The 23,668-nt window shown below is 71.5% G+C and carries 20 protein-coding genes; 7 read left to right on the top strand and 13 right to left on the bottom strand.

The window, feature by feature from the left end; genetic code table 11:
* Window positions 1–39: 39 nt before the first annotated feature.
* Window positions 40–1,077, top strand: a complete 1,038-nt coding sequence (locus ACIRDU_RS20190; RefSeq protein ID WP_403581314.1) for a glycosyltransferase family 2 protein — start codon at window positions 40–42, stop codon at window positions 1,075–1,077.
* A gap of 86 nt (window positions 1,078–1,163) precedes the next feature.
* Here the strand turns inward: ACIRDU_RS20190 and ACIRDU_RS20185 are convergent, their stop codons facing one another.
* The 4 genes from ACIRDU_RS20185 to ACIRDU_RS20170 are packed head-to-tail and all read right to left on the bottom strand — an operon-like array spanning window position 1,164 to window position 3,902.
* Window positions 1,164–1,583, bottom strand: a complete 420-nt coding sequence (locus ACIRDU_RS20185; RefSeq protein WP_403581313.1) for a hypothetical protein — start codon at window positions 1,581–1,583, stop codon at window positions 1,164–1,166.
* Window positions 1,584–1,632: 49 nt separating this feature from the next.
* Window positions 1,633–2,514, bottom strand: a complete 882-nt coding sequence (locus tag ACIRDU_RS20180; protein WP_403581311.1) for a hypothetical protein — start codon at window positions 2,512–2,514, stop codon at window positions 1,633–1,635.
* A gap of 17 nt (window positions 2,515–2,531) precedes the next feature.
* Window positions 2,532–3,485, bottom strand: coding sequence for a hypothetical protein (locus ACIRDU_RS20175; protein ID WP_403581309.1), 954 nt, complete (start codon window positions 3,483–3,485; stop codon window positions 2,532–2,534).
* A gap of 15 nt (window positions 3,486–3,500) precedes the next feature.
* The gene (locus ACIRDU_RS20170) at window positions 3,501–3,902 is read right to left on the bottom strand and encodes a hypothetical protein (RefSeq protein ID WP_403581307.1); all 402 of its coding nucleotides are present in this window, start codon (window positions 3,900–3,902) and stop codon (window positions 3,501–3,503) included.
* A gap of 277 nt (window positions 3,903–4,179) precedes the next feature.
* Here ACIRDU_RS20170 and ACIRDU_RS20165 point away from each other — a divergent pair, with 277 nt between their 5' ends.
* The 3 genes from ACIRDU_RS20165 to ACIRDU_RS20155 are packed head-to-tail and all read left to right on the top strand — an operon-like array spanning window position 4,180 to window position 7,519.
* Window positions 4,180–5,550: a peptidoglycan-binding protein gene (locus tag ACIRDU_RS20165; protein WP_403581305.1), complete on the top strand. Its 1,371-nt coding sequence runs from the start codon at window positions 4,180–4,182 to the stop codon at window positions 5,548–5,550.
* A complete protein-coding gene (locus ACIRDU_RS20160; protein WP_403581304.1) occupies window positions 5,547–6,242 on the top strand; it encodes an ABC transporter ATP-binding protein in 696 nt (231 codons plus the stop codon). Before ACIRDU_RS20165 ends, ACIRDU_RS20160 begins: the two co-directional genes overlap by 4 nt.
* Window positions 6,242–7,519, top strand: a complete 1,278-nt coding sequence (locus tag ACIRDU_RS20155; protein WP_403581302.1) for an ABC transporter permease — start codon at window positions 6,242–6,244, stop codon at window positions 7,517–7,519. The genes ACIRDU_RS20160 and ACIRDU_RS20155 overlap by 1 nt, the downstream gene beginning before the upstream one ends.
* Before the next feature lie 73 nt (window positions 7,520–7,592).
* On the opposite strand, the gene ACIRDU_RS20150 is transcribed toward ACIRDU_RS20155, so the two are convergent.
* From ACIRDU_RS20150 to ACIRDU_RS20130, 5 genes are all read right to left on the bottom strand, one after another.
* Window positions 7,593–9,251: an LCP family protein gene (locus ACIRDU_RS20150; RefSeq protein WP_403581300.1), complete on the bottom strand. Its 1,659-nt coding sequence runs from the start codon at window positions 9,249–9,251 to the stop codon at window positions 7,593–7,595.
* A 228-nt stretch (window positions 9,252–9,479) separates the two neighbouring features.
* Complete coding sequence (locus tag ACIRDU_RS20145) at window positions 9,480–11,234, bottom strand: LCP family protein (protein WP_403581299.1); 1,755 nt, start codon at window positions 11,232–11,234, stop codon at window positions 9,480–9,482.
* Window positions 11,235–11,467: 233 nt separating this feature from the next.
* Complete coding sequence (locus ACIRDU_RS20140; protein ID WP_403581298.1) at window positions 11,468–13,228, bottom strand: LCP family protein; 1,761 nt, start codon at window positions 13,226–13,228, stop codon at window positions 11,468–11,470.
* A 240-nt stretch (window positions 13,229–13,468) separates the two neighbouring features.
* A complete protein-coding gene (locus ACIRDU_RS20135) occupies window positions 13,469–14,683 on the bottom strand; it encodes an LCP family protein (protein WP_403581296.1) in 1,215 nt (404 codons plus the stop codon).
* A 115-nt stretch (window positions 14,684–14,798) separates the two neighbouring features.
* Complete coding sequence (locus ACIRDU_RS20130; RefSeq protein ID WP_403581295.1) at window positions 14,799–15,572, bottom strand: TIGR03089 family protein; 774 nt, start codon at window positions 15,570–15,572, stop codon at window positions 14,799–14,801.
* Between the two features lie 148 nt (window positions 15,573–15,720).
* Here ACIRDU_RS20130 and ACIRDU_RS20125 point away from each other — a divergent pair, with 148 nt between their 5' ends.
* Window positions 15,721–17,133 (top strand): N-acetylmuramoyl-L-alanine amidase, encoded by a 1,413-nt coding sequence (locus ACIRDU_RS20125; protein ID WP_403581294.1) that lies wholly within the window; start codon window positions 15,721–15,723, stop codon window positions 17,131–17,133.
* 131 nt (window positions 17,134–17,264) lie between these two features.
* Entirely contained in the window at window positions 17,265–18,347 is a 1,083-nt protein-coding gene (locus tag ACIRDU_RS20120) for a sugar phosphate nucleotidyltransferase (RefSeq protein WP_403581292.1), read from the top strand.
* 391 nt (window positions 18,348–18,738) lie between these two features.
* Here ACIRDU_RS20120 and ACIRDU_RS20115 read toward each other — a convergent pair whose 3' ends face one another.
* The 4 genes from ACIRDU_RS20115 to ACIRDU_RS20100 all read right to left on the bottom strand — a co-directional run bounded on the left by ACIRDU_RS20115 (window position 18,739) and on the right by ACIRDU_RS20100 (window position 22,702).
* Window positions 18,739–19,773, bottom strand: a complete 1,035-nt coding sequence (locus ACIRDU_RS20115) for a DNA-3-methyladenine glycosylase family protein (protein ID WP_403581291.1) — start codon at window positions 19,771–19,773, stop codon at window positions 18,739–18,741.
* A 61-nt stretch (window positions 19,774–19,834) separates the two neighbouring features.
* Complete coding sequence (locus tag ACIRDU_RS20110) at window positions 19,835–21,166, bottom strand: coenzyme F420-0:L-glutamate ligase (RefSeq protein ID WP_403581289.1); 1,332 nt, start codon at window positions 21,164–21,166, stop codon at window positions 19,835–19,837.
* A complete protein-coding gene (cofD, locus tag ACIRDU_RS20105; protein WP_403581287.1) occupies window positions 21,163–22,122 on the bottom strand; it encodes a 2-phospho-L-lactate transferase in 960 nt (319 codons plus the stop codon). Before cofD ends, ACIRDU_RS20110 begins: the two co-directional genes overlap by 4 nt.
* 73 nt (window positions 22,123–22,195) lie before the next feature.
* A complete protein-coding gene (locus ACIRDU_RS20100) occupies window positions 22,196–22,702 on the bottom strand; it encodes a cysteine dioxygenase (protein WP_403581286.1) in 507 nt (168 codons plus the stop codon).
* Window positions 22,703–23,360: 658 nt separating this feature from the next.
* Between ACIRDU_RS20100 and ACIRDU_RS20095 the strand changes: the two genes are divergently transcribed.
* Window positions 23,361–23,624: a WhiB family transcriptional regulator gene (locus ACIRDU_RS20095; RefSeq protein ID WP_010034659.1), complete on the top strand. Its 264-nt coding sequence runs from the start codon at window positions 23,361–23,363 to the stop codon at window positions 23,622–23,624.
* Window positions 23,625–23,668 lie beyond the last annotated feature (44 nt).

The raw sequence follows: 23,668 nt of genomic DNA, 5'->3' as shown, positions 1-23,668 counted from the left end.
CGCACCGGTGTCCCCCGTTCGCGGTAACGTGAGCCCCCTATGAACGCCAATCCCGACGTGCGGCTCCCCGCCGTTTCCGTGATCATGCCCGTCCTCAACGAGGAACGGCATCTGCGGGGAGCAGTCCAAGCGATCCTCGCGCAGGAGTACGCCGGCGAGATGGAGGTCGTGATCGCCCTCGGTCCGTCCACGGACCGCACGGACGAGATCGCCGCCGAGCTCGTGGCCGACGACCCGCGCGTACACACCGTCCCCAATCCCACCGGCCGTACGCCCGCGGCGCTGAACGCGGCGATCAACGCCTCCCGGCACCCGATCGTCGTCCGCGTCGACGGGCACGGCATGCTCTCGCCGAACTACATCGCGACCGCCGTCCGGCTCCTGGAGGAGACCGGCGCGCAGAACGTCGGCGGCATCATGCACGCCGAGGGCGAGAACGACTGGGAGCACGCGGTCGCCGCCGCGATGACCTCGAAGATAGGGGTCGGCAACGCCGCCTTCCACACCGGCGGGCAGGCGGGTCCGGCCGATACCGTCTATCTCGGTGTGTTCCGGCGCGAGGCGCTGGAACAGCAGGGCGGCTACAACGTGGAGTTCATCCGCGCCCAGGACTGGGAACTGAACTTCCGCATCCGTGAGGCCGGCGGGCTGGTCTGGTTCTCGCCCGAACTCAAGGTGTCGTACCGGCCGCGGCCCAGCGTGAAGGCGCTCGCCAAGCAGTACAAGGACTACGGCCGCTGGCGGCACGTGGTCGCCCGCTTCCACGAGGGCTCGATCAACCTGCGCTACCTCGCCCCGCCGACCGCCGTGTGCGCGATCGGGGCCGGGATCGTGGTGGGCGCCCTGCTGACGCCGTGGGGCTTCGTGGTGCCCGGCGGCTATCTCGCGGCGATCCTGCTCGGCTCGGTTCCGGCGGGCAAGGGCCTGCCGCTGAAGGCCCGGCTGCAGATCCCCGTGGCGCTGGCCACGATGCACATGTCGTGGGGCTGGGGCTTCCTGACCAGCCCGCGGGCGCTGGCGAGGAAGGTCATCGCCTCCCGGCGCCCCGCGGTGCGCGCGGACGCCGCCGCGAGCTGACCTGACCTGACCTGACGTGGCCATGGGCCCCCTTCCCGTCCGGGGAGGGGGCCCATGGTGTACGCGGACGCCGGTGTGCGCGGTGATCAGCAGCCCGGGCCGCTGCAGCCGCCGGAGTAGTAGGACTCGCTGGAGGCGTTGTTGTTCTTCAGCCAGGACGGCAGGTTGACGCGCTTGCCGCCGAGCGTCTTGAACGAGTCGCCGGAGTAGCCGGAGTTGAAGTAGGTCTGACAGGTGAACAGCGGCCCCATGTTGCAGAACAGGGACGCGGCGTTGTTGCCGACGACCTGGTTCTGGCCGTTGCCCGAGGTGATGAAGTAGTCGTCGTGGTGGGTGTACTGGTCGCCCTCGTAGTCGATCATCGAGCCCGAGGTGTTGGAGTTGAAGTAGAAGCACGTCTCCTGGACGGAGCACACGCCGTTGGCGGCGGACGCGGTGCCCGAGAAGCCGAGCACGGAGGTGAGCGCCGCGGCACCGGCGGTGGCGAGCGTGGCCCATCGGTTCATGTGAGGTCCCTCGTTTTCGTGAGTGCGTACTCGCGGCTGGTCCCGGCGGTCATCCGCCGTCGGCCGCGAGGATCCTGTCGGCGCGCGCGACGAGCCTCGCGGCCTCCGCGCGTGCCTTCCTCAGCTGTGCGGCGCGAGAGGTGACGGTGCTCCGCTGGAGCGCGCTCTCCACCTGCTGCCACGCGCCCACCAGCCCCGTGCGCTGCTTGCAGGTGATGTCGGCGACGGCCACCGACTGCTCGTGCTCCGTCACCGTCCGGCCCATGACGCCGGGGTCGGCGGGCGGGTCCAGCGGGGTGGCGAAGCGGTGGCCCGCCTCGGCCATGCACCGGGACCAGGCGCCGAAGGCGGCCTTGACCCGGGGGTCGTCCAGGGAGCGCTGGAAGGAGTCGCGCTTGTACCACTGGGGGAGGTCGACGGCCTCCATGTCGATCCCGGACTCCAGCTTCCGGTGTGCCTCGCCGGTGCAGCCGTCGTCGAACTCGCCCGGGCCGCCCAGCGGTTCGCCCGTACCGGTCAGGGCACGTTGGTAGGCCTTGGAGCGCTTGGGCTGCTTCGGCTCCTGGGCGGGTGCGCCGGCCAGGTGGTAGCCGTGCCGGCGGGCCGACTCCAGCACGGTGATGCCGTACCGGCGCTCGTGTCCCGTGGGGGACGTGGCGGCGGTGTCCTGCGGTGCCGGTGCCTCGTAGGTGAGGCCCTGGCGTCGCATGCACCGGTCGGTGAGTTCCGCGAGGGCGCGCGAGACGGTGCCGAAGTCCTCGTCGGACACCTGGTACGGGTCGAGTGGAAGGGTGATCCGGGGCGGACCGGCGGTGGCGTCCCCGCTCGCCGCTGCGCCCGTCGGGCGGGCGTGCCCGGAGGGTTCCGGGGACGCGCACGACGTGACGACGGCGGCGACGAGGAGGACCAGACCGGCACGGGCGAGCCGCATGTGTGGGTCCCGTCGGGTCAGCGGGCCCCGGCGGCGGCCGCGGCCTTCAGGATGGAGCTCTTGCGTTCCTTCAGCGTGTTCAGCAACTGCTCGTTCTTCTCGATGGCCCGCTCCTGGTACGCGACCTCGACGGCGTACCAGACGCCGATCACATTGTTCTCGCGTTTGCAGGCGACATCGGCTTGGGCGACGCGGATCTCCTCGGCCGAGGCGGCGGCCGACTTGGTGAACCGCTTGTCCTCGACGGCGGCCATCGGGGAGGAGTAGGAGTAGCCCCGCTTCTTCATACAGGCGGACCAGGCGTTGAACGCCTTCTTCACCCGGGAGTCCTTCTGGGACTCCTGGTAGGTGAAGCCGGCGAGCTGGTCGGCGAACTCCTCTTGGTCCGGGTGGACCTTGGGCCCCTTGGAGGCGAGGTCGCGCAGGGATTTGCCCCAGCAACCCCCCTTGGGGATGGCCTTGCCGTTCTGCTTCGCCTGGGCGGGCTGCCCCTCCTTCGGGCCGAACAGCACGAGCGACTCGGCGCCGGAGTAGTTCTCCCTCGGTGGCCTGGGTCCGCGGGCGGCGGGGTCCAGGTGGTAGCCGAAGCGGGAAGCCTTGTCCGGGTCGGACGCCCCGTACCGGTTGGCGTCACGCAGGGCCTTGTCGCCCCGGTAGGGCGGCCGGGGTTCCAGGTCGAAGCCGAAGTCGCGCATGCACGCGGCGGCGAGCAGGTCCTCGCCCTGCCGCTTGGTGCGCAGCTCGGCGTCGGTCCAGGCGTACGCCTCCAGCGGCAGTTCGAGATTGACCGAGGCGGCCATGCTCGGCGTGGCGCTGACCTCCGGAGGGTTCTTGAAGTCGACCGGCGGGGCCGCACTGGAGCGGGAGCCCGGCGTGTCGTCGTCCCCGGAGCCCGAGGAGCAGGCGGTCAGCCCGAGGGCGGCGCACACGAGCGCCGCCCCGAGCCGTCGTGCGGTGGTACTGCGCGGCATGGGATCGTCCGCGTCCTAGAAGGGCTCGTAGCTGGAGGCGTTGTTGTTCTGCAGCCAGCCCGGGGTGTTGCGGCGCACACCGTCGCAGGTGTGGTTGTGCCGCTGCCCGTTGAAGTTGGAGTTGAAGAAGATCGCGTAGTTGTAGCGGGTGCCTTCGCACTTCGCGGACGACGCGTTGTTGCCGACGACCTGGCCCTTGCCCGCACCGGTGGAACGGAACACGTCGTCGTGGTGGCTCGGCTCCTCGTCGTAGTAGTCGACGTAGGACGACGCGCCGTACTGGGTCGAGTGGTAGTACATGCACAGCTCACCGCTGTCACAGCGGCCGTCGTTGTAGCCGGCCTGGGCCGGTGCCGAGCTCATCGCGAGCGTGCCGAGCGCGATCGCCGCCGCGGCGAAGAAGGAACGACCTCTCATCGGATTCTCCCCGTTTCCTGTGAGGGTTGTGTGACCAACGGCGCAGGATCCTTGCATGAGGTGTGCACCGAAGTGCAAGGCGGGTGACGCATGTGACTCAAAAACGATCACCATGGCCGTAAATAATCGGTCGTCAAGTGACTTTGGGAACAACTAACTTGACTTTTACCGACAGGAAATGGTCATCTCGGCGTGACCATGACGATGTGAAGGTGCAGGCCAGGCGGTGTGAAGACGCCGATCCGGCGCACATCGTCCGCTGCTGGGGGAGTGTCAGTTGTCGAAGCAGGGGGAGAGCTCCGGCCTGACCCGGCGCAGGCGGTCGCTGACCGCGCTGGCCGTGGGATCGGTCGTGCTCGTCGGTGCCGCACTGTGGACGTCGGCCTACGTCAAGTCGCCGGCGCAGGCCGCGGCCGAGGCCCGGCCACCCGCCCCCGACGTCCTCACCGCGCCCGTCGAGCACCGCGTCCTCGCCGACACGGTCGTCACCCGGGGCACGGTCTCCGCCTCCCAGACGGTGGACATCGCCCCCGCAGGCACCGCCGCCGAGGACGTCGCCCGGCCCGTCGTCACCAAGGTCATGGTGCGCTCCGGCCAGACCTTCCGCGGCGGCCGCGTACTCGTCGAGGTCTCCGGCCGCCCGGTCTTCGCCCTGCGCGGCGAACTCCCCGTCTACCGCGACCTCAAGCCCGGCTCCCGCGGCGACGACGTACGCCAGCTGCAGAAGGCGCTGCGCGATCTCGGCCACGGCACCGGCGCCGACGCCCCCGGCACCTACGGCCCCGGCACCAAGCAGGCCGTCGCCGCGCTGTACGCCGCCATCGGCTACGAACCCGTCACCGCCGGCGGCGGCAAGGACGGCGCCGACCCGCTGGAAGGGGCCCGCGACGAGGTGAAGAGCGCCCAGCGCGCCCTCGACGGACTGCTCGGCGACAAGGCCGACGCCGACGAGATCCGCTACGCCCGCGAGGACCTCACCGAGGCGAAGGCCGCACTGGCCGAGGCCGAGGCCGTGTCGGGCCCGATGGTGCCCGCCTCCGAGGTCGTCTTCCTCTCCGGCTTCCCGGCCCGCGTCGACAGCATGACCGCCAAGGTCGGCACGGCCGCCGGCGAGAAGCTCGCCACCGTCTCCGCCGGCCGGCTCGTCGTCACCGGCTTCCTCGGCGCCCAGGAGAAGGACCTCGTCCGCCCCGGCCAGAAGGTCAAGGTGCTCTCCGAGGTCTACGGCCAGGAACTCACCGGCACCGTCGGCACGGTCGCCGACACACCCACCGTCCCCGAGGCGGACGGCGACGGCACCGCGGCCGCCGCGGCACCCGCCGGACAGGGCTACGCGATCACCGTCAAGCCCGACGCCGCCCTGCCGGCCCGCCTGGCCGGCCAGGACGTACGGCTCACCGTCGAGGCCGGCTCCTCCGACGGCAAGGTGCTCGTCGTCCCGGTCTCCGCACTGTCCGCCGGCGCCGACGCGCGCACCACCGTCACCGTGCTGGACGCCTCCGGCGAGCGGCGGCGGGTCGAGGTACGGCCCGGCACCTCCGGCGACGGCTACACCGCGGTGACCCCGGTGGGCGGCGCCCGGCTCGCGGCCGGCGACAAGGTCGTCGTGGGTGTCCGGCCCGCGGCGGGCGACGGGACCGCCAAGTGAGCACGGCCGGCGCGCCGCCGGTCATCGAGTTCCGCGGAGTGGGGCTGACGTACCCCGGGCCCCCGCCCGTACCGGCTCTCAAAGCCTGCGACCTGACCGTGCAGCAGGGCGACTACGTCACGGTCGTGGGCCCGTCCGGATCCGGCAAGTCGACGTTCCTCAACATCGCGGGGCTGCTGGACGCCCCCACCGAGGGCCGGTACCTCCTCGACGGCATCGACACCGGGCCCCTCGCCGACGCCGAGCGCACCGGACTGCGCGGGCGGCGCATCGGGTTCGTGTTCCAGAGCTTCCACCTGCTGCCGCACCGCTCCGCGCTGGAGAACGTCGAACTGGCCATGGTCTACAACGGCGGCGCCCGCCGCGGGCGCAGGGAACGCGCCCGCGAGGCCCTGCACCGGGTGGGCCTCGGCCACCGCACCGACGCCCTGCCCACCCGGCTGTCCGGCGGCGAGCGCCAGCGCGTCGCCATCGCCCGGGCCCTGGTCGCCCGGCCGTCGCTGCTGCTGTGCGACGAACCGACGGGCAACCTCGACACGCAGACGGCGGAGTCGGTCCTCGCCCTCCTCGACGAACTGCACGCGGACGGCATCACCCTCGTCGTGATCACGCACGCCCCGGACGTCGCCGCGCGCGGCCGGCGGACCGTCGCCATCCGGGACGGGGTGCTGACGGAGCAGGTGGGAGTCTGATGCCGAACCTCGCAAAGCTCCGGGTGCCGGGCCTCGGGAAGGCCGCGCGGCGCTCACCCGGGGGTGAGCGCTCCCGGTTCAGCCCGCGGGACCTGGTGGCGGAGTCCGTCGCCGGCATCCTCCAGCGGCCGGCCCGCTCCGCCCTGACGGCGCTCGGCACGGTGCTCGGCGTCGGCACGTTCGTCGCGGTCCTCGGGCTGACGGCGACCACGTCCTCGCAGATCGACTCCCGCTTCAACGAACTGACCGCCACCGAGGTGACCGTCGAGGACACCGGCGGTGACCAGCCCGAGTTCCTCGCCAACGCCTTCCCGGCGGACGCGGACCGCCGCATCGAGGCGCTGGGCGGCGTCCGCGAGGCCGGGGTGTACTGGCCCGTCCGGCTCGGGCCGGGCACCACCGTCGGCGCCGCGCCCGCGTCGGCCGGCGCGACGGGGGAGGAGGCCCAGGTCGTCGCCGCTTCGCCCGGGGTCCTCGCGGCGGCCGAGCCGAGCCTGGCGCAGGGCCGGACCTTCGACGCCTACCACGACCGGCACGGGGAGAACGTCGCCGTGATCGGCGCGGGCCTCGCCTCCCGGCTGGGCATCTCCACCCTGGAGACCGCCCCGGCCGTCTTCGTCGGCGACCGGGCCTTCACCGTCATCGGCATCGTCGACGACGTGCAGCGCAAGGCCGACCTGCTGCTGTCGGTCGTGGTGCCGCGGACCACCGCCGAAAAGATCTGGGGCGGACCGCAGAGCGGCGAGCGGGCCAAGATGCTCATCTCCACCGACCTCGGTGCCGCCCGGCAGATCGCCTCCGAGGCGGCACTCGCCCTCGACCCGGCCCACCCCGACCACTTCAAGGTCGTACCGCCGCCCGACCCGAAGACCCTGCGCGGCAGCGTCACGTCCGACCTGAACCAGCTCTTCATGCTGCTGGCCGGGATCTGCCTGGTCATCGGGGCGGTCGGCATCGCCAACACCACGCTCGTCGCCGTGCTGGAGCGCACCGGGGAGATCGGCCTGCGCCGCGCGCTCGGCGCCCGCGGGCGGCACATCACGGTCCAGTTCCTCGCCGAATCGGGCGCGCTCGGCGCACTCGGCGGCCTGGTCGGCACGAGCCTCGGCACGGTGACCGTCGTCGTCATGGCCGTCCACCGCGAGTGGACGCCCGTCATCCATCCCGCGACGGTCGTCACCGCCCCCCTGGTCGGCCTGGCCACCGGCGTGCTCGCCGGGCTCTACCCGGCCTGGCGCGCCAGCCGCATCCAGCCGGCCGAGGCGCTGCGCCGCTGACCCGCCACCGGATACGAAACGGGGCCCGCCGTCCTCCCGGACGGCGGGCCCCGCTCTCATGCCGTGCCCGTGCTCACCACTGGTAGGGCTTGTACACGTCCATGCACTCCTGCTTGTCGGCGGTCAGCGCGTCCGCGGAGTCGGGCAGGTCGCCCGCCTCGGGAGCCTTCTGCTTCGGGTAGGTCGTGCCCTCCCGCCAGTCGCTGCCGATGGTCAGCGTGGTGGTGACGTCGTCCGTGGCCCGCACCTGGCTGCTCGGGATGCCGACCGCCTTCGCCACCGACAGCGCGTTGGCCCGGCCCTGCTCCCCCGTGCTCTTCGGGTACGTCACCTGGGTCCGGGCATGCGGATCCTGCCGGCCGGAGGCGACGGCCTGCGTGAAGCCCTCCTGCTGAAGCGCCGCCACGATCGCGGCGGCCCGCTGCGGAACGGCGGCCAGCTCATCGCTCGCCGTCCCGTTGACGACGGAGACCGACAGCCCCGCGGCCGGCGCGGCGGCGGGCCCCGTGGCCTTCACCGACGCCGGGGACGGGCCCGAGGCCCCGGCCGCGCGCGCCTTCCCGGCCTTGTCGAAGGAGACGTCGTCGCGGAGCATCGCCCACATCTTGTCGGCGTCCTCGGGCTTGGGCACGAGGTGGTTGCGGTCCAAGGGGTCCTCGATCCACGGCATCGTCGTCATCGTGATGCGGTTCGTCGGGACCGACTTCAGCTGCATGCCCAGGTCGTACAGTTCCTTGACCGTGCCGATCTCCTCGGACACCTTCAGCGCCTTCGTGCCCGACTCGGCCAGGCCCATCAGACGGCCGGTGTCGGTGAAGACGTTCTGCTGCTTCAGCGTCCGGATCATCGCGTTCATGTACATGTGCTGCGCCTTGGCGCGCAGCGGGTCGCTGCCCCAGGCGTGGCGCGTGCGCAGCCACTGCAGCGCCTGCTTGCCCTGCACCTTGTGCGTGCCGGCCTTCAGCTTCAGTCCGGAGCCGCCGCGCTGCCGGGGCAGCGGCCGGTCCCACACGTTCTGGTTGACGCAGACCGGGACGCCGCCGATGGCGTCCGCCATGTCCACCACCCCGGCGAAGTCGACCATCATCCAGTGGTCGATGTACACGCCGGTCAGGTTCTGCCAGGTGGCGAGGGTGCAGCCCGGACCGCCGCGCTGGAGCGTCTCGTTGATGATCGTGTTCTTGGCCGGGTAGGTCTCCCCGGTGTCGGGGTCGACGCACTTCGGGATGTCCACCCGGGTGTCCCGCGGGATGCTCACCACGGACGCGCTCTCGCGGTCCGCCGAGACGTGCAGGAGCATCTGCACGTCCGCCAAGGGCTTGCTGCCGACGTTGTCCTTGCTGCCGCCGAGCTTGACGTTCTCCGCCGAGTTCCGGCTGTCGGAACCGATCAGCAGGATGTTGAGCGGGGTCTGGCCGGCCGCGTTGGGCCCGGTCTTCTTGACGTCGGAGTCGCCGCTGTTGCGTTTGCCCTTGTCGATGTTGCCGTTGAGATGGCGGTAGTAGAGGTATCCGGCGCCGGCCGTCCCGAGTATCAGCAGCGACAGCACGATCGCGGACCAGCGCAGTATCCGGCGGCCGCCGCCGCGCCGCCGGCCACGCCGTCGGCCGTGGCCGCCTCTGCCCCCCTCACCCCCGCCCGCGGCGGACGCCGCCGTCCCCGGACGCTCGTCCTGGGCCAGGCCGCCCGACTCGCGCCGGGTGCCGCCTCCGCGCACGTCGCTCTGCGCCATACCCCTGCCTCCCCACCCCTACGGCCGACCCACGGGTCCGCCCCGCGTCGTGTTCGGATCACGGGCGACCCGTGTCCGTCCGGACCACGGGTTTCCCCGGTGCTCCGCCGGAGCACGGTCGTCCCCGCTCCCTGGTTGGACCACTGACATGCCCGGTCGGATGTACACCCGGTCGATTCGTCCGGGCATGTTCCGTCCACCTGATAGACGCAGGAAGGGACGGTCAGGTCACTTCGCGCACTCGACCTTGTCGGCCGTGGCCTTCTGCACGTCGTCCGGCACCTTCGCCGGAGTCGTCAGGGGCACGCCCGCCCCCTCGAAGTCCTTGCCCAGGGTCAGCGTCATCGCGGGCACCCCCTGGGAGTTGGTGACGCTCTCGCCCGGCTTCAGCGCGGCCCCGGACAGACCCATGATCTCGGCGAGCCGGCGTGCCTGGTCCGCCTGGTCGGGCCCGTACTCGAGCGTGGTCTTCGCCAGCGGCTGCTCCGCGTTGCCCGCGTTCTCGGACTTGGTCACACCCTCCTGGACCTGGAGCCAGCTGAGCGTCTCCTGGGCGCTGCCGGCGACGGCACCGCCGTTGAGGATCCGTACCCGGACCTCGGAGGCCGGGGCCTTGGTGCCCTTCAGCCGTGCGGCCTCTTCGGCCTTCTCCTTCTTCTTCTGCTGCTTCACGTCGGTCAGCGACACGTCGTCCCGGACCATCGCGAACAGCTGCTGGGCCTGCGGCTCCTTCAGGACCACCGTGGCCTTGACCTTCTCCGCGGGGTTGTCGACGACGGGCACGGTGGCGAAGGTGAGGTTCTTGGCGTCGAACTTGCCCAGTTCCGCCCCGAGATCGGCCAGCTTCTTGATCGTGCTGATCTGCGAGTCGACGGTCAGGGCCTTGGTGCCCGCTTCCGCCAGCTTGATCATCTTCGCGGGGTTGGTGAGGGTGTCGTTGGACTTCAGCTTGCGCAGCATCGAGCCCAGGAACTGCTGTTGCAGCTCGATCCGGCTGAGGTCACCGCCGAAGCCCACGGAGTGCCGCGTGCGCACGAAGGCCAGCGCCTCCTCGCCCTCGATGGTGTGCTCGCCCTTGGGCAGGTCGAGCTTGGAGTCGGGGTCCTTGATGTCCTTGGCCAGACAGACGTCGACTCCGCCCACCGCGCTGGTCAGCGTCTTGACCGCGTTGAAGTCGGCCACCATGAAGTGGTCCATCTTCAGCCCGGTGAGCTCGGTGATCGTACGCATGGTGCAGCTCGGCGTCCGGTCCTCCTGCCCCAGGCTGTTGTTGAAGCGGGTGCGCTGCTTGCCCGGGATGACCTTCTCCGAGCCGTCCTCCTGCGTGGTCGGGCAGTCGGGGATGTCGGTGATCAGGTCGCGCGGGATGCTCAGCACGGTGGCGTTCGTACGGTCCTTGGAGACGTGCAGCACCAGCGTGGTGTCGGCGTGCCCGGCGCTGTCCTTGTCGCCGTAGCCCTCGTTGCCCTTGCCGGTGCGCTTGTCGGTGCCGACCAGCAGGATGTTGATCGCCCGGTCCTTGCTGAACCCGCCGGTGCCGGCGCCGTCGTCGGAGACGGACGTGATGTTGCCGTTGAGGTGCTCGTAGTAGAGGTACGCGGCCGCGCTCGTCCCGACGAGCACGAAGGCAAGGGAGCCGCCGGTCCACATCAGGACCTTCTTGCCCTTCGCCTTCTTCTGCACCGGACGGCGTCCGCGCCGCCCGGCGGCCGGCTCGGCCGGGGCGTTGGTGCGTCTGCGCGGGGAGGCGGCCTCACCGCCGGGTGCCGCCGCCCCGGAACGCCGGGTGGGGGCGGACTGGCGGGCCCGTGCCGCGCCGTCCGTTCCGGTCCGGCCACGGCCACCGGAACCACGAGGCCCGGGAACGGACGACTGCGCTGCGGAAGGGGCCAGTCGCAGTTCGTATTCGCCGGTGTCCGGGTTGAGTACCCACTGGTCTGCGGGGTCGATGTCGTCCGCCCGCCCACGGCCTTGCGCGTCCACGGTTGCCTGATTCCTCCGTCGGGCCACGCGGCGCCCTCCCCCGGAAGGCGCACGGTGCTGGTCAAGCAGTGCACGCCCCCAGGACGGACCTCATGGGTGAGAGCACTGGATCGCACACACTATCCGCACACTTCGGCGTCAAGCGACGTGGGTGACAAATTCCACGTTCTCACAACTGGGCAATCCCGCCCATTTGTTTGAAGGAAGTTCCGTGAACGCCAAGGAATTCCCCGTCACTTGGCGCACTCCACCTTGTCGGCGGTGGACTTCTGCACCCCCTCCGGTGCCTTTGTGGGCGTGGTGAGGGAGACCCCCGCTCCCTTGAAGTCCTTGCCGAGGGTCAGCGTCATCGCGGGCAGCCCCTGGGAGTTGGTCACGCTCTCGCCCGGCTTCAGCGCGGCCCCGGACAGACCCATGATGTCCGCGAGGCGGCGGGCCTCGCCGGCCTGGTCGGGCGCGTACTCGAGGGTGGTCTTCGCCAGTGAGGCGGGCGCGTTGCCGGCGTTCTCGGACTTGGTCACGCCCTCCTCGTTCTGCAGCCAGCTGAGCGTCTCCTGGGCGCTGCCGGCGACGGCACCGCCGTTGAGGATCCGCACCCGCACGTCGGAGGCCGGGGCCTTGGTGCCCTCGAGCCGGGCGGCGACCGCGGCGGCCTCCTTCTTCTTCCGCTCCTTGACGGCGGTGAAGGAGACATCGTTCCTGATCATGTCGAAGACCTGCGGGGCCGTCGACTCGTTGAGCACGACGGTGGCCTTGACCTTCTCCGCCGGGTTGTCGATCACCGGGATGGTGGTGAACGTCAGGTTCTTGGTGTTGAGCTTGCCCAGCTCCAGACCGAGGTCCTTCAGCTTGCCGATGCTGTCCAGCTGCGAGTCGACGGTCAGCGCCTTGGTGCCCGCCTCGGCCAGGTCGAGCATCTTCGACGGGCTGGTGAGGGTGTCGTTGGACTTCAGCTTGCGCATCAGCGCGCTCAGGAACTGCTGCTGAAGCCCGATCCGGCTCAGGTCCCCGCCGAAACCGACGGCGTGCCGGGTGCGCACGAACGCCAGCGCCTGCTCGCCCTCGATGGTGTGCGTGCCCTTGGACAGCTTGAGGTGCGAGTCCGGGTCGTCGAGGTCCTTGCCCACGCAGACCTCGACCCCGCCGACCGCGCTGGTCAGCGTCTTGACCGCGTTGAAGTCCGCGACCATGAAGTTGTCCGGCTTGACCCCGGTCAGCTCGGTCACGGTCCGCATCGTGCAGCTGGGCGTACGGCCGTCCTGGCCGAGGCTCGTGTTGAAGCGGACCTGCCGCGTGCCGGGGATGATCTTCTGCGTGCCGTCCTCCTGCGTCGTCGGGCAGTCCGGCACGTCGACGATCAGGTCACGCGGGATGCTCAGCGCGGTCGCGTTCGAACGGTCCTTGGAGACGTGCAGCAGGATCGTGGTGTCGGCGTGCCCGACACTGCCCGCGTCGCCGTACTTGTCGTTGCCCTTGCCGGTGCGCTTGTCGGTGCCGATCAGCAGGATGTTGATCGCCCTGTCCTTCTGGAAGCCACCGGTGCTCGCGCCGTCGTCGGAGACCGACGCGATGTTGCCGTTCAGGTGCTCGATGTAGAAGTACGCGGCGCCCGCACCGGCGACCAGCGCGAACGCCATCGTGCCGCCGGTCCACAGCAGGACCTTCCTGCCCTTGGAGGCCTTCTTCGCCGGGCGCCGACCGCGCCGCCCCGCCAGCGGCTCCTCCGGCGCCCCGCGCCGCCTGCGCGGCGGCGGCACCGCACGCCCGGGCGCCTCGGGCCGCGACCGGCCGGGCGCCTCCGTACGGCCGGGCGCCTCCGTACGGCCGCGCGCCCGCGGGCCCGCCTCGGAGGGCCGTGGCCTGCGAGGCCCGGGGACGCCCGGCTGCGGTGCGGAAGAACCCAGTCGCAGTTCGTATTCGCCGGTGTTCGGATTGAGCACCCACTGGTCTGCGGGGTCGATGTCGTCCGCCCGCCCACGGCCTTGCGCGTCCACGGTTGCCTGATTCCTCCGTCGGGGCACGCGGCGCCTTCCCCTCCAAGGCGCTCGGTCTCGGTCACACAGTGCGCGACCTCGGGACCGTCCCTCAGAGCCGGGCGCACCGGATCGCTCACACTAACCGCCCCTTTCGGCGCCGAGCGACGACGGTGACCCATTCCACGCCCCTACACCTGGGCAATTCGCCCATTTCCTGGGTGAAGAGTCCCATGCCTTGGAGGGGCCTTGGTGCCCGCTTTACTCACAGGTGTCCTCGGCTGCCGTGTTCCCCCGAAACGTCGGTGGAGGAGAAACGGTGACGGTCCTCTCGCGGTGAGGGTCCGGATACGCATCCCCGTACGACCCGTCACGCGAATCGGCGGCCCCGGGCGGGGCGTGACCAGGCGGGCCGTTCCCCTCGACGACCACCGGTGTGTCCGTACGCAGCCGCTCGAACAGCCTTTTCGCCGCGGGCTCCATGAGTTGGTCGCGATTGGCGTCGTACGCATACGACTCCCGGGGGACGGTCAGGAATTGCACTTGTTCCATGGGGATGTCGCGCAGTCCGCGCACGAGTTCGTACAAACCACGCAAGCTCGCCAGATCCGGGTCGGTGGTCAGGGACGACGTGGCGGCGTCCAGCACGGGATACAGCTTCACCGGATTCAGCAGGACGTCATTGCTGCGCACCTTGTTGACCAGCGCCCCGAGGAATCGTTGCTGCCGTTCCATCCGCTCGGTGTCGCTGCCGTCGCCGAGGGACTTGCGGGCGCGGACGTAGCCGAGGGCCTGCTCGCCGTCGAGTGTCACGCGCCCGGCGGGCAGCCGCAGCTTGGCGGCCCGGTCGTCGATCGGCTCCCGCAGGCACACCTCGACGCCGTCGACCGCGTCGACCATCTCCTTGAAGCCGTGGAAGTCGACGACGACGTGGTGGTCGACGCGGATGTCGGTCAGTTTCTCGACCGTCCGGATGGTGCAGGCCGAACCGCCCACCTGGAAGGCCTGGTTGAACATCGCGAACCGTGGCGCGCTGCGGGACCCGTCCGGGCGCCGGCAGCCCGGCAGGTCCACCATCAGGTCCCGGGGGAGGGAGACGGCGGTGGCGCTGTCCCGGCCCGCGGACAGGTGCAGCAGGATCGTGGTGTCGGACCGCTCGGTGCCGGAGTCCCGCCCGTAACGGGCGTTGCCGGTCCCCTCCCGCGAGTCCGACCCGATCAGCAGGATGTTCCGCGCGTCCTTGACCAGCGCGGTGGGCCGCTCCTTGTCGTAGCGCGCGAGCTCGGCGGCGGCCGCCTCGTCGGGCGTGATGTTCCCGCTGAGCTTCGCGTAGACGGCCCAGCCGACGCCGCCGGCCGTCACGAGGAGGGCCGTGACCCCGAACGCCGTGATCCGCACCCACCGCCGTCGGCGCCGCCGGACCGGCCCCGGCCCGCCGGCGGACGCCCCCGCGCTCGGACCGACCCTGTAGCCCACGGCAGCAACCACCCCTCCTGACGCGGGAACGCCCCGCGCGCACCGCTCCTACGACCATCGCGCGGATGGCGGGCGAGGGGCGGGTGGGGATGAGCCGAACGAGGGAGGGCCGCGGTCAGGGGGTGTCCGCTGCGCCGCGGGCGATCGTCGTGACCCGCTCGCTCTCCACCCGCTTGTCCAGCACCCCGTCCCCGGCCTGCTCCAGATGCCGGCACAGCACCACGGAGCCCCCGGTGGCCAACGGCCCGTACAACCCCGCGTTCAGCCCTTCCCACGTGTCGTACGGCAGCCCCGACAGGATTCGCGACCCGGGCCCGATCAGCCCCAGCGCGGTCGCCTCGGCCCGGGCGCGCTCCACCACCTCGGCCCCGCTGAACTCCCGCCCGGCCACGATCAGCGCGGGCCCCTCCGGATCCACGGGTGCGTACGGCACGAACCGGTCCCCCTGCCCCGGCACTTCCACCGCGTAGTCCACGAAGCCCTCGGGAGCCTGCGGGAACCGCCCTCCGAGCGGCCGCAGGGCCATCGCGATCCGTGCCCCGGAGCAGGCCCGCGCCTCCTCCAGCCGGTCCGGTCCGCTCACCACCACGTCAGCGGCCCGGGCGTCCCCGGACATGTCCGCGACGACCCCCACCGACGCGCATGCCAGCAGCCACACCGCCGTCTGCCAGTGCGCGGGCAACAGCAGCGCCACCCGGTCCCCGGGCTCGACGGACAACTCGTCCTGGAGGAGGTTCGCGGTCTTGGCCACCCAATTGGCGAAGGTGGCCACGGACAGTTCGACCCGTTCGCCCGTGGCGTCGTCGTAGAAGGTCACCAGGGGGCGTCCCGGATCCGCGGCGAGCGCGGAACCCAGCAGGTCGGCGGGGGTGCGATCGGTGGCGTTCACCCGCGCAAGCGTACGCGGCGCACGACGCTCCACCCAACGGCCCGGCCACCGTCCGCAGCGAATCCGCCACCGGTTCGGCCGAACCTGACCGACGGCCCGTCACATCCCAAATAGACAGACTTGTATGACTATGTCCAAGATCAGGGGCATGCGTGGATTCCTTGCTTCCTCGATCGGTGTCACCTGTGCGGCCGCTCTGGCCCTTCCCCTCACCCCGCCCGCCCTCGCAGCGACGGCGAGACCGGTGCCGGCCACGGAAGCCGCCACGCCGGCGGCGGCGTACGGCAGCACCCAGTCCCTCCCCCTCGAACCTCTCACCCCCGACCGCGTCACCCCCTCCGCCCCCTCGACCGAGCAGGGCCTGCCCCGCCGTGCCGTACGCCACTTCTCCCTCCTCGGCGTCGTCTGGGACGACCCCGACGCCGAACTGCACGGCCGCGTCCGGGTCCGCACCCGCGCCGCCGCCACCGGCACCTGGTCGGGCTGGCAGGACGTGGAGACCCACAACGGCGAACACGCCGCCGACCCGGACACCCCCGAGAGAGCCTCGGGCCGCGTCCGCGGTGCCACGGCCGCGCTGTGGGTGGGCGACTCCGACGGCGTGGAACTGAGGGTCCGCTCCGAGTCCGGCCGTGCGGCGACGAACTCCGCCGGGAGCACCTCGGACGCCCGCAACCTGGCCGCCGCGCCCCCGCTGCCCTCCGGCCTCCGCCTCGAACTCATCGACCCCGGCGAGGATCAGGCCCCGCCCTCCGGCACCGCCCCGGAGGGCCCCCGCACCTCCGGCCCGCACTCCGGGGCCTCCGCTCTCACCGACGCCTCCGCCGCCAACGCCGGACTCGCCCCCCTCGGCGCCACCGAGATCACCGCGCTCAGCCGCGCGGAGACCGGGCAGGAGTTCCTCACCCTCAACGCCGGCGAGCTGACGGAGCAGCAGCAGAAGCAGGCGAAGCCGTACGTCGGCCCGCGCCCGGCGATCGTCACGCGGCGCGGCTGGGGCGCGAACGAGGGATTGCGGGAGAGCGGCTTCCGGTACACGAAGAAGGTCCGGGCGGCCTTCGTGCACCACACGGCCAGCGGCAACAAGTACCGCTGTTCGCAGGTCCCCTCACTCGTCCGCAGTATCTACCGCTACCACGTCAAGAGCATGGGCTGGCGGGACATCGGCTACAACTTCCTCATCGACAAGTGCGGAAAGATCTACGAGGGCCGCGCCGGGGGCGTGGCGAAACCGGTCCTCGGCGCCCACACGCTTGGTTTCAACAGCAACAGCATGGGGATCGCCGTCCTCGGGTCGTACGGCACGACGAAGCCGTCGAAAGCCGCGGTCAAGGCCATCGCCCGGCTGTCCGCGTGGAAGCTGGGGCTGTACGGGGTGAATCCGAAGGGAAAGACCTACCTGAAGTCGGCTGGCGGCAATCTCTACCGCAAGGGCAAGAAGGTACGACTGAACGTGATCTCGGGGCACCGGGACGGCTTCAAGACCGCGTGCCCGGGACGCAAGCTCTACGGCAAGCTCGGCTCCGCCCGCTCCAAGGCGGCCCGCTACCAGGGCCGCTGAGGAGACGTTCACCGCCGTCGGGGGCAGGAAGGGAATGCCGCACGGCCAGCGAAGGCGCCACGGAACGGTCTGCATACACTGACCGGCCGAAAGACAGTTCGGCCGGTCCCGGCAGGAAGCAGAGACGACACGTGACAGAAGCGATCCTCCTGGTCGGCGGCAAGGGCACCCGGCTGCGCCCGCTCACGGTGCACACGCCCAAGCCCATGGTCCCGGCGGCCGGGGTGCCCTTCCTCACGCACCAGCTGGCGAGAGCGAGAGCGGCGGGCGTCGAGCACATAGTCCTGGCCACGTCCTATCTGGCCGAGGTCTTCGAGCCGTACTTCGGTGACGGCGCCGCGCTCGGGCTGCACATCGAGTACGTCACGGAGGAGGAGCCGCTCGGCACGGGCGGCGCGATCCGCAACGTGGCCTCCCGGCTGCACTCCGGTCCCGACGACCCGGTCCTGATCTTCAACGGCGACATCCTGACGGGCCTGGACATCCGGGCCCTGGTGGACACCCACGAGACGACGGGCGCGGACGTCTCCCTGCACCTCACCAAGGTCACGGACCCGCGCGCCTACGGCCTGGTCCCCACGGACGACACGGGCAGGGTCCTGGCGTTCCTGGAGAAGCCGCAGACCCCCGAGGAGATCGTCACCGACCAGATCAACGCGGGGGCGTACGTCTTCCGCCGCTCGGTCATCGACTCGATCCCGCTGGGCAGGCCGGTGTCGGTGGAACGGGAGACCTTCCCCGGTCTCCTCTCGGCCGGCGCGCACCTCCAGGGAATGGTCGACTCGACGTACTGGCTGGACCTGGGCACACCGGCCGCCTTCGTCCGGGGCTCGGCGGACCTCGTCCTCGGCCGGGCCCCGTCGCCCGCCGTCCCCGGCCGCTGCGGCGACCGCCTGGTCCTGCCCACGGCTCAGGTCGCCTCGGACGCGAAGCTGTCGGGCGGCACGGTCGTGGGCGAGGGCGCCTTCGTCGCGGAGGGCGCGCGGATCTTCGGCAGCACGATCCTCCCGGGAGCGGTCATCGAGCCGGGCGCGGTCATCACCGACTCGCTGATCGGCACCCGGGCCCGCGTCGGCCAACGCTCGGTCCTCACGGGCACGGTCATCGGCGACGGCGCGGTGATCGGCCCCGACAACGAACTCCTGGAGGGCGCCCGCATATGGTGCGACGCCCGCATACCGGCAGGAGCGGTCCGCTTCTCCTCGGACCAGTAGACCGCACAGGGGCGGGGCCACCCAGCCACGGGGACCCTGCCCCTGCTCGGCTGCGGGGGCCCTGTCCTGCTCGGCTGCGGGGACCCACCCTGTTCCGCTCCGGCGCGGTCGCTCCGCCCCGCCCGGCCGTGGGCGCGCCCTGCCCCTGCTCGGCCACGGGCGCCCTGTCCCGCTCGGCTCTGCCCCGCTTCGCTGCAGCGCCCCGGCCCGCTGGCTGCGGGCATGCGTGCCGCTAGGGCGATGGGGCTCCCCCTGTTCGAGCGAAGCCGAGCGCTTGAGGGAGGGCGGGCGCAGTGGCACCTCGTCGCGCCGGGCTGCGCACCCACACGCCCCCAGCACCTCGACCGCGACCATGCGTGCGCACCAACGCCGAGCACCCCAAGCCCAGAGCTCACAACTGCCCGATGTCCCACCGAGGCATCTTCGGCGCCCTCCGCGCCGGCACCCGCCCGCTCAGCAGAATGAGCCGAGCCGCCCGATGCCGCTGCCCCGCATACGGCTCCAGCAGCTCCAGCATCACCGCATCATCCGCATCCCGGTCCCCGGCCAGCGCCCACCCCACGATCCCGGGCAGATGCAGATCCCCCACCGTCACCTCGTCCGCGGCACCATGACTGCGCTGCACCGTCTCCGCAGAGGTCCACGGCCCGATGCCCGGCACCACCTCCAGCCGCGCCCGAGCCGCCGCGGGCTCCATCCCCACCGCCTGCTCCAGCCGCGCAGCAACCCGCACCGCACGCAGAATCGTCGACGCCCGCTTGTTGTCGACCCCGGCCCGGTGCCACTCCCACGACGGAATCAGCGCCCACGTCCGAGGCGCCGGCATCACATACATCCGCCCGGGCGCGGGCCCCGGCGCCGGCTCCCCGAACTTGCGCACCAGCAACCGCCACGCCCGATACGCCTCGTCGGTCGTGACCTTCTGCTCCAGGATCGACGGAATCAACGACTCCAGCACCAGCCCGCTCCGCGTCAGCCGCAACCCCGGCCGCCGATGCCGGGCCGACGCCAGCAGCCGGTGCCGCGGCACGAACGCCGACGGATCGTCCGCGGCCCCGAGCAGCTCCGGCAACCGCTCCAGCAGCCATTCGGCCCCCGGCCCCCAGGCCTGCCCGCGCACCCCACCGCCGTACGCGCACACCCTCAGCGTCCCGGGTCCGGCCGGAGTGAGACTGGTCCGCCACACCGACCCGTCCGGCATCGCCCGGAACGTCGGATCCCCGGGCCCGCGCCGCAGCGGCCCGAGCACCAGGCCGAGATCCAGCGGCCCGTCCGGCACCCACTCGCGCACCCGCCCCGGCCCCGTCGCCTGCCGTGGCATCCCCGGGGGCACGGCGACATGCCCACCGCGCACCGGCATGGGGGTACCTCCCACGCCTCTCGGGCTGTGAGGGAGCGTGGGCCGCTGAGCGAACCGTCCTGCCATGAATGAAGTCCCCGGGATCCGTTGGAGCAGCCCTACGAGCGTAGGCGCCGCCCGGCACCTGTCACCGCACCTCGATGAACGCCCCCGCGTCCCGCTCGGGCCGCGGCCGCGGTTCCTCCGCGGGATGCCCGACCGCCACCGCCCCCATCGGGTCCCAGTCCGCCGGCAGCCCCAGCACCTCGCGCACGACGTCCCGGCAGAACATCGTCGACGACACCCACGCCGAGCCCAGCCGCTCCCCGGCCAGCGCGACCAGGAAGTTCTGCACGCCGGCACCCGCGGCGACCACGAACATCTCCCGCTCGGCACCGTCCCGCCGCATGTCGCCGTACGTGTGCGAACCGTCCATGACCAGGCAGGGGACGACGAGGTAGGGCGCGTTGCGCAGCACGTCCCCGCGCCGGACCCGCTTGGCGACGGATTCCTCCGTCTTGCCGTCCCGCCGCAGATCGGCGACCCACGCGTCCCGCATGGCGTCGAGCAGCCGCGTCCGCGACTCCCGCGACTCCAGCAGCACGAACCGCCACGGCGTCGTGTGGTGCGGCGCCGGCGCCGTCACGGCAGCGGCCACGGCCCGCCGTACGGCACCGGTGTCGACGGGTTCGTCCGTGAAGGCCCGGACCGTGCGCCGCTGGGTCACGGCCAGCCGGACCGCCTCGGAGGTGCCGAGGCGGAACATGTCGTCGCGTGCGCCGCGGACCATGGCCCGCGCTCCCTCGCCGTCGTCGCCCTCCGCCACCATGTGGGCGAGCCCGCGCACCACGGCGACGGGCAGCCCCGCGGCCTTGCCCTTGACCAGGTCGCCCGCGGCGGCCAGTTCGTCGGCGGTGGCGACGACGGTGGCGCTGAGCGGATTGCCGTACGCGTCCGTGCCACCGCGCAGATCGTCGAGCACGCGCACCCCGGCGGCGCCGATCGCGACGTCCGTGAGCCCCGCGCGCCAGGGGCGCCCGAACGTGTCGGTCACGACGACCCCGACGTCGACGCCGAGGGCGTCCCGCAGCCCGTCGCGGATGGCGCGGGCGGAGGCGTCCGGGTCCTCCGGCAGCAACAGCACCGTCCCGGACGGGGTGTTGGACGCGTCGACCCCGGCCGCGGCCATGACCAGTCCCTGCCGGTTCTCGACGATCCGCAGGCTGCCGCGGCGGGCCACCACCCGCACGGTCTCCGCTTCGATCGCGGCCTCCCGGTCGGCGGCCCGGACGATCCGGCCCTCGGCCTTGGAGACGATCTTCGAGGTGACGAGCAGCACGTCCCCGTCCGCCAGCCCGGGCTCGGCGGCCGCGATCAGCTTGGCCAGGTCGTCCCCGGCCGTGACCTCCGGTATCCCGCCCACGGCCCACACCCGGTACCCGTCGGCGCCCCGCTCCTCGTCGGTGACCTCGGCGCTCACGCCCCCCGCACCTCCTCGGCCAGTGCCAGTGCCTCCTGGGCCATGCGCGCGGTCGCGTCGGTGTCGCTCATCATCAGCGGTACGGCCCGGCAGCGGATCCCGGCCGCCTCGACCCGCTCCACCGCTCCGGCGTCCACCGAGTCGACGAGCCAGCCGTCCAGCAGGCCCGAGCCGTAGTGCTCGGCCACCGCCGTCGCGGTCGACTCGACGCCCACGGCGGCGAGCACCTTGTCGGCCATGCCCCGCACGGGCGCGTCACCGACGATGGGGGAGAGGCCGACGACCGGCACCCCGGCGTCGGCGATCGCCTCCCGGATGCCGGGCACGGCGAGGATGGTGCCGATCGAGACGACCGGGTTGGACGGCGGGAAGAGGATCACGTCGGCCTCGGCGATGGCCTCCAGGACGCCCGGCGCGGGCTTCGCCTGGTCGGCGCCCACCGGCACGACCGCCCGGGCGGGCACCGAGGCGCGCAGCCGCACCCAGTACTCCTGGAAGTGGATCGCCTTGGTCTCGCCGTCGATCTCGACGGCCACATGGGTCTCGACGCGGTCGTCGGACATGGGGATCAGCCGCACGCCCGGCTTCCAGCGGTCGCACAGCGCCTCCGTCACCGCGCTCAGCGGGTACCCGGCGCCGATCATCTGGGTCCGCACGATGTGCGTGGCGAAGTCCCGGTCGCCGAGGCCGAACCACTCCGGCCCGACGCCGTACGCCGCGAGCTCCTCCTTCAGGTGGAAGGTCTCGTCGGCGCGACCCCAGCCCTGCTCCTCGTTGATGCCGCCGCCGAGCGTGTACATCACCGTGTCGAGGTCCGGGCAGACCTTCAGCCCGAAGAGGTGGATGTCGTCCCCGGTGTTGCCGATGACCGTGATGTCCGCGTCCGGGACGGCCCGCTTCAGACCACGCAGGAACCGGGCACCACCGATGCCGCCTGCCAGAACCACAATGCGCATGGGGCCAGTCTTGCAGGCGCCTACGACAAGCGGTCAGCGCCTAGGACAAGCGGTCAGCGGCTGCGGCAACCGGTCAGGCGGTCAGTGCACCCGGCACGCTCGGGGCCTCGCAGTGCGGGGCCGTGTGCATCGGCATCTCGGTGAGGCCCGGGTAGTAGACGTGCAGGCTCACCGCCGGCTCCAGTGCGTCGTTCACCACCTCGTGCACGTACCCCGGCGCGAACACGCGCTGCGCGCCCGCCCGCAACGCGCGCGTGCCCCGCTCCGTGCGCTCGGTCAGCGTGCCCGCCAGCACGGTCAGCACACCGGAGGAGCGGCCGTGGTCGTGCAGTCCGCTGCCCTGCCCGGGCACCCAGGACAGCAGCCACACCTCGTAGCCCGGGCCCGTACGCAGCCGGTGATACCAGCGGCTCGTGGCGTCGTAGCGGACGAGGTGCTCCCACTGGGAGCGGTCCTCGGCGAGGGAACGGGCCAGTCCGACGAACTCGGCGACGGTGGCCGGGTGCTCGCGCGGGGTCTGGAGGAGGTGGGTGACTTCGAGGATGTCGCCCGCGATCTGGAGGTCGCTGTCGCTGTTCATGGGGTGCGTGGTTCCTCAGTGAAAGAAGGTCAGAGGGAACGGCAGCCGAGAGATGGGTGGCTCGGCCTTCAGCTGGAGCGGGTGTGGCTCAACAGCTGGGACAGCAACAGCTACAGCGAGCGCGGGCAGCACCGTGGGACCCGGCGGTGCGGGTCGAGGTGAGTGCCAAGTTCGCGAGCATGCCCACAAGGACACCGGTTCACACCTTCACTGTCAACTCGACACCCGGTATGTGGGATGTGGTTCACCTCATCCGGTCGATCGCTCAGATGAAAGGTTTGTTCATGGCCCGCCCGGGACACATGGCGTCCAACCGGGCGCACAAACCCCGTTGCGTAGTCGTGATCCGACTGTGATCCGTTCCGCTTCGACGTGCGTGTCGGAACGAGATCGAACTCCTGGGCGTCCTTGTCCATAGAGGTCTGCGAGGGGTCCGGCGGAAGACGTGAGCCCTCGCGGGCTCCGTCTGTGTGTCAGGTTTTATGGTGATTTGAACACTTTCCGCATGGGCTTGGTTCCGCAGAGTGAATAAGGGGCTCAATAGCAGATCTCGGCTTGACTCGCCCGGAGCAGCACACTTGTAATTTCACTCGTGTCGTTCAGCCGGAATCGGTAACGGCTAGATCACGGGGACGCGAAAGACAGACGAGGGGCGCACATGACCGAGACGGTGCAGCAACTGCTGGTCGACGACGCGGACGAGGAGCTCGGCTGGCAGGAGCGCGCGCTGTGCGCCCAGACCGACCCCGAGTCCTTCTTCCCCGAGAAGGGCGGCTCGACCAGGGAGGCCAAGAAGGTCTGCCTCGCCTGTGAGGTCCGCTCCGAGTGCCTCGAGTACGCCCTCGCCAACGACGAGCGATTCGGCATCTGGGGCGGTCTGTCCGAGCGGGAGCGCCGCCGGCTGAAGAAGGCCGCAGTCTGACCGGCGGGCGAGGGGTTCTTGACGGCCTCTTACGTACGCACGTC

Source organism: Streptomyces sp. NPDC093598, from assembly GCF_044764825.1.
Taxonomy (GTDB): Bacteria; Actinomycetota; Actinomycetes; order Streptomycetales; family Streptomycetaceae; genus Streptomyces.
This window is presented reverse-complemented; position numbering and strand designations above follow the sequence as displayed.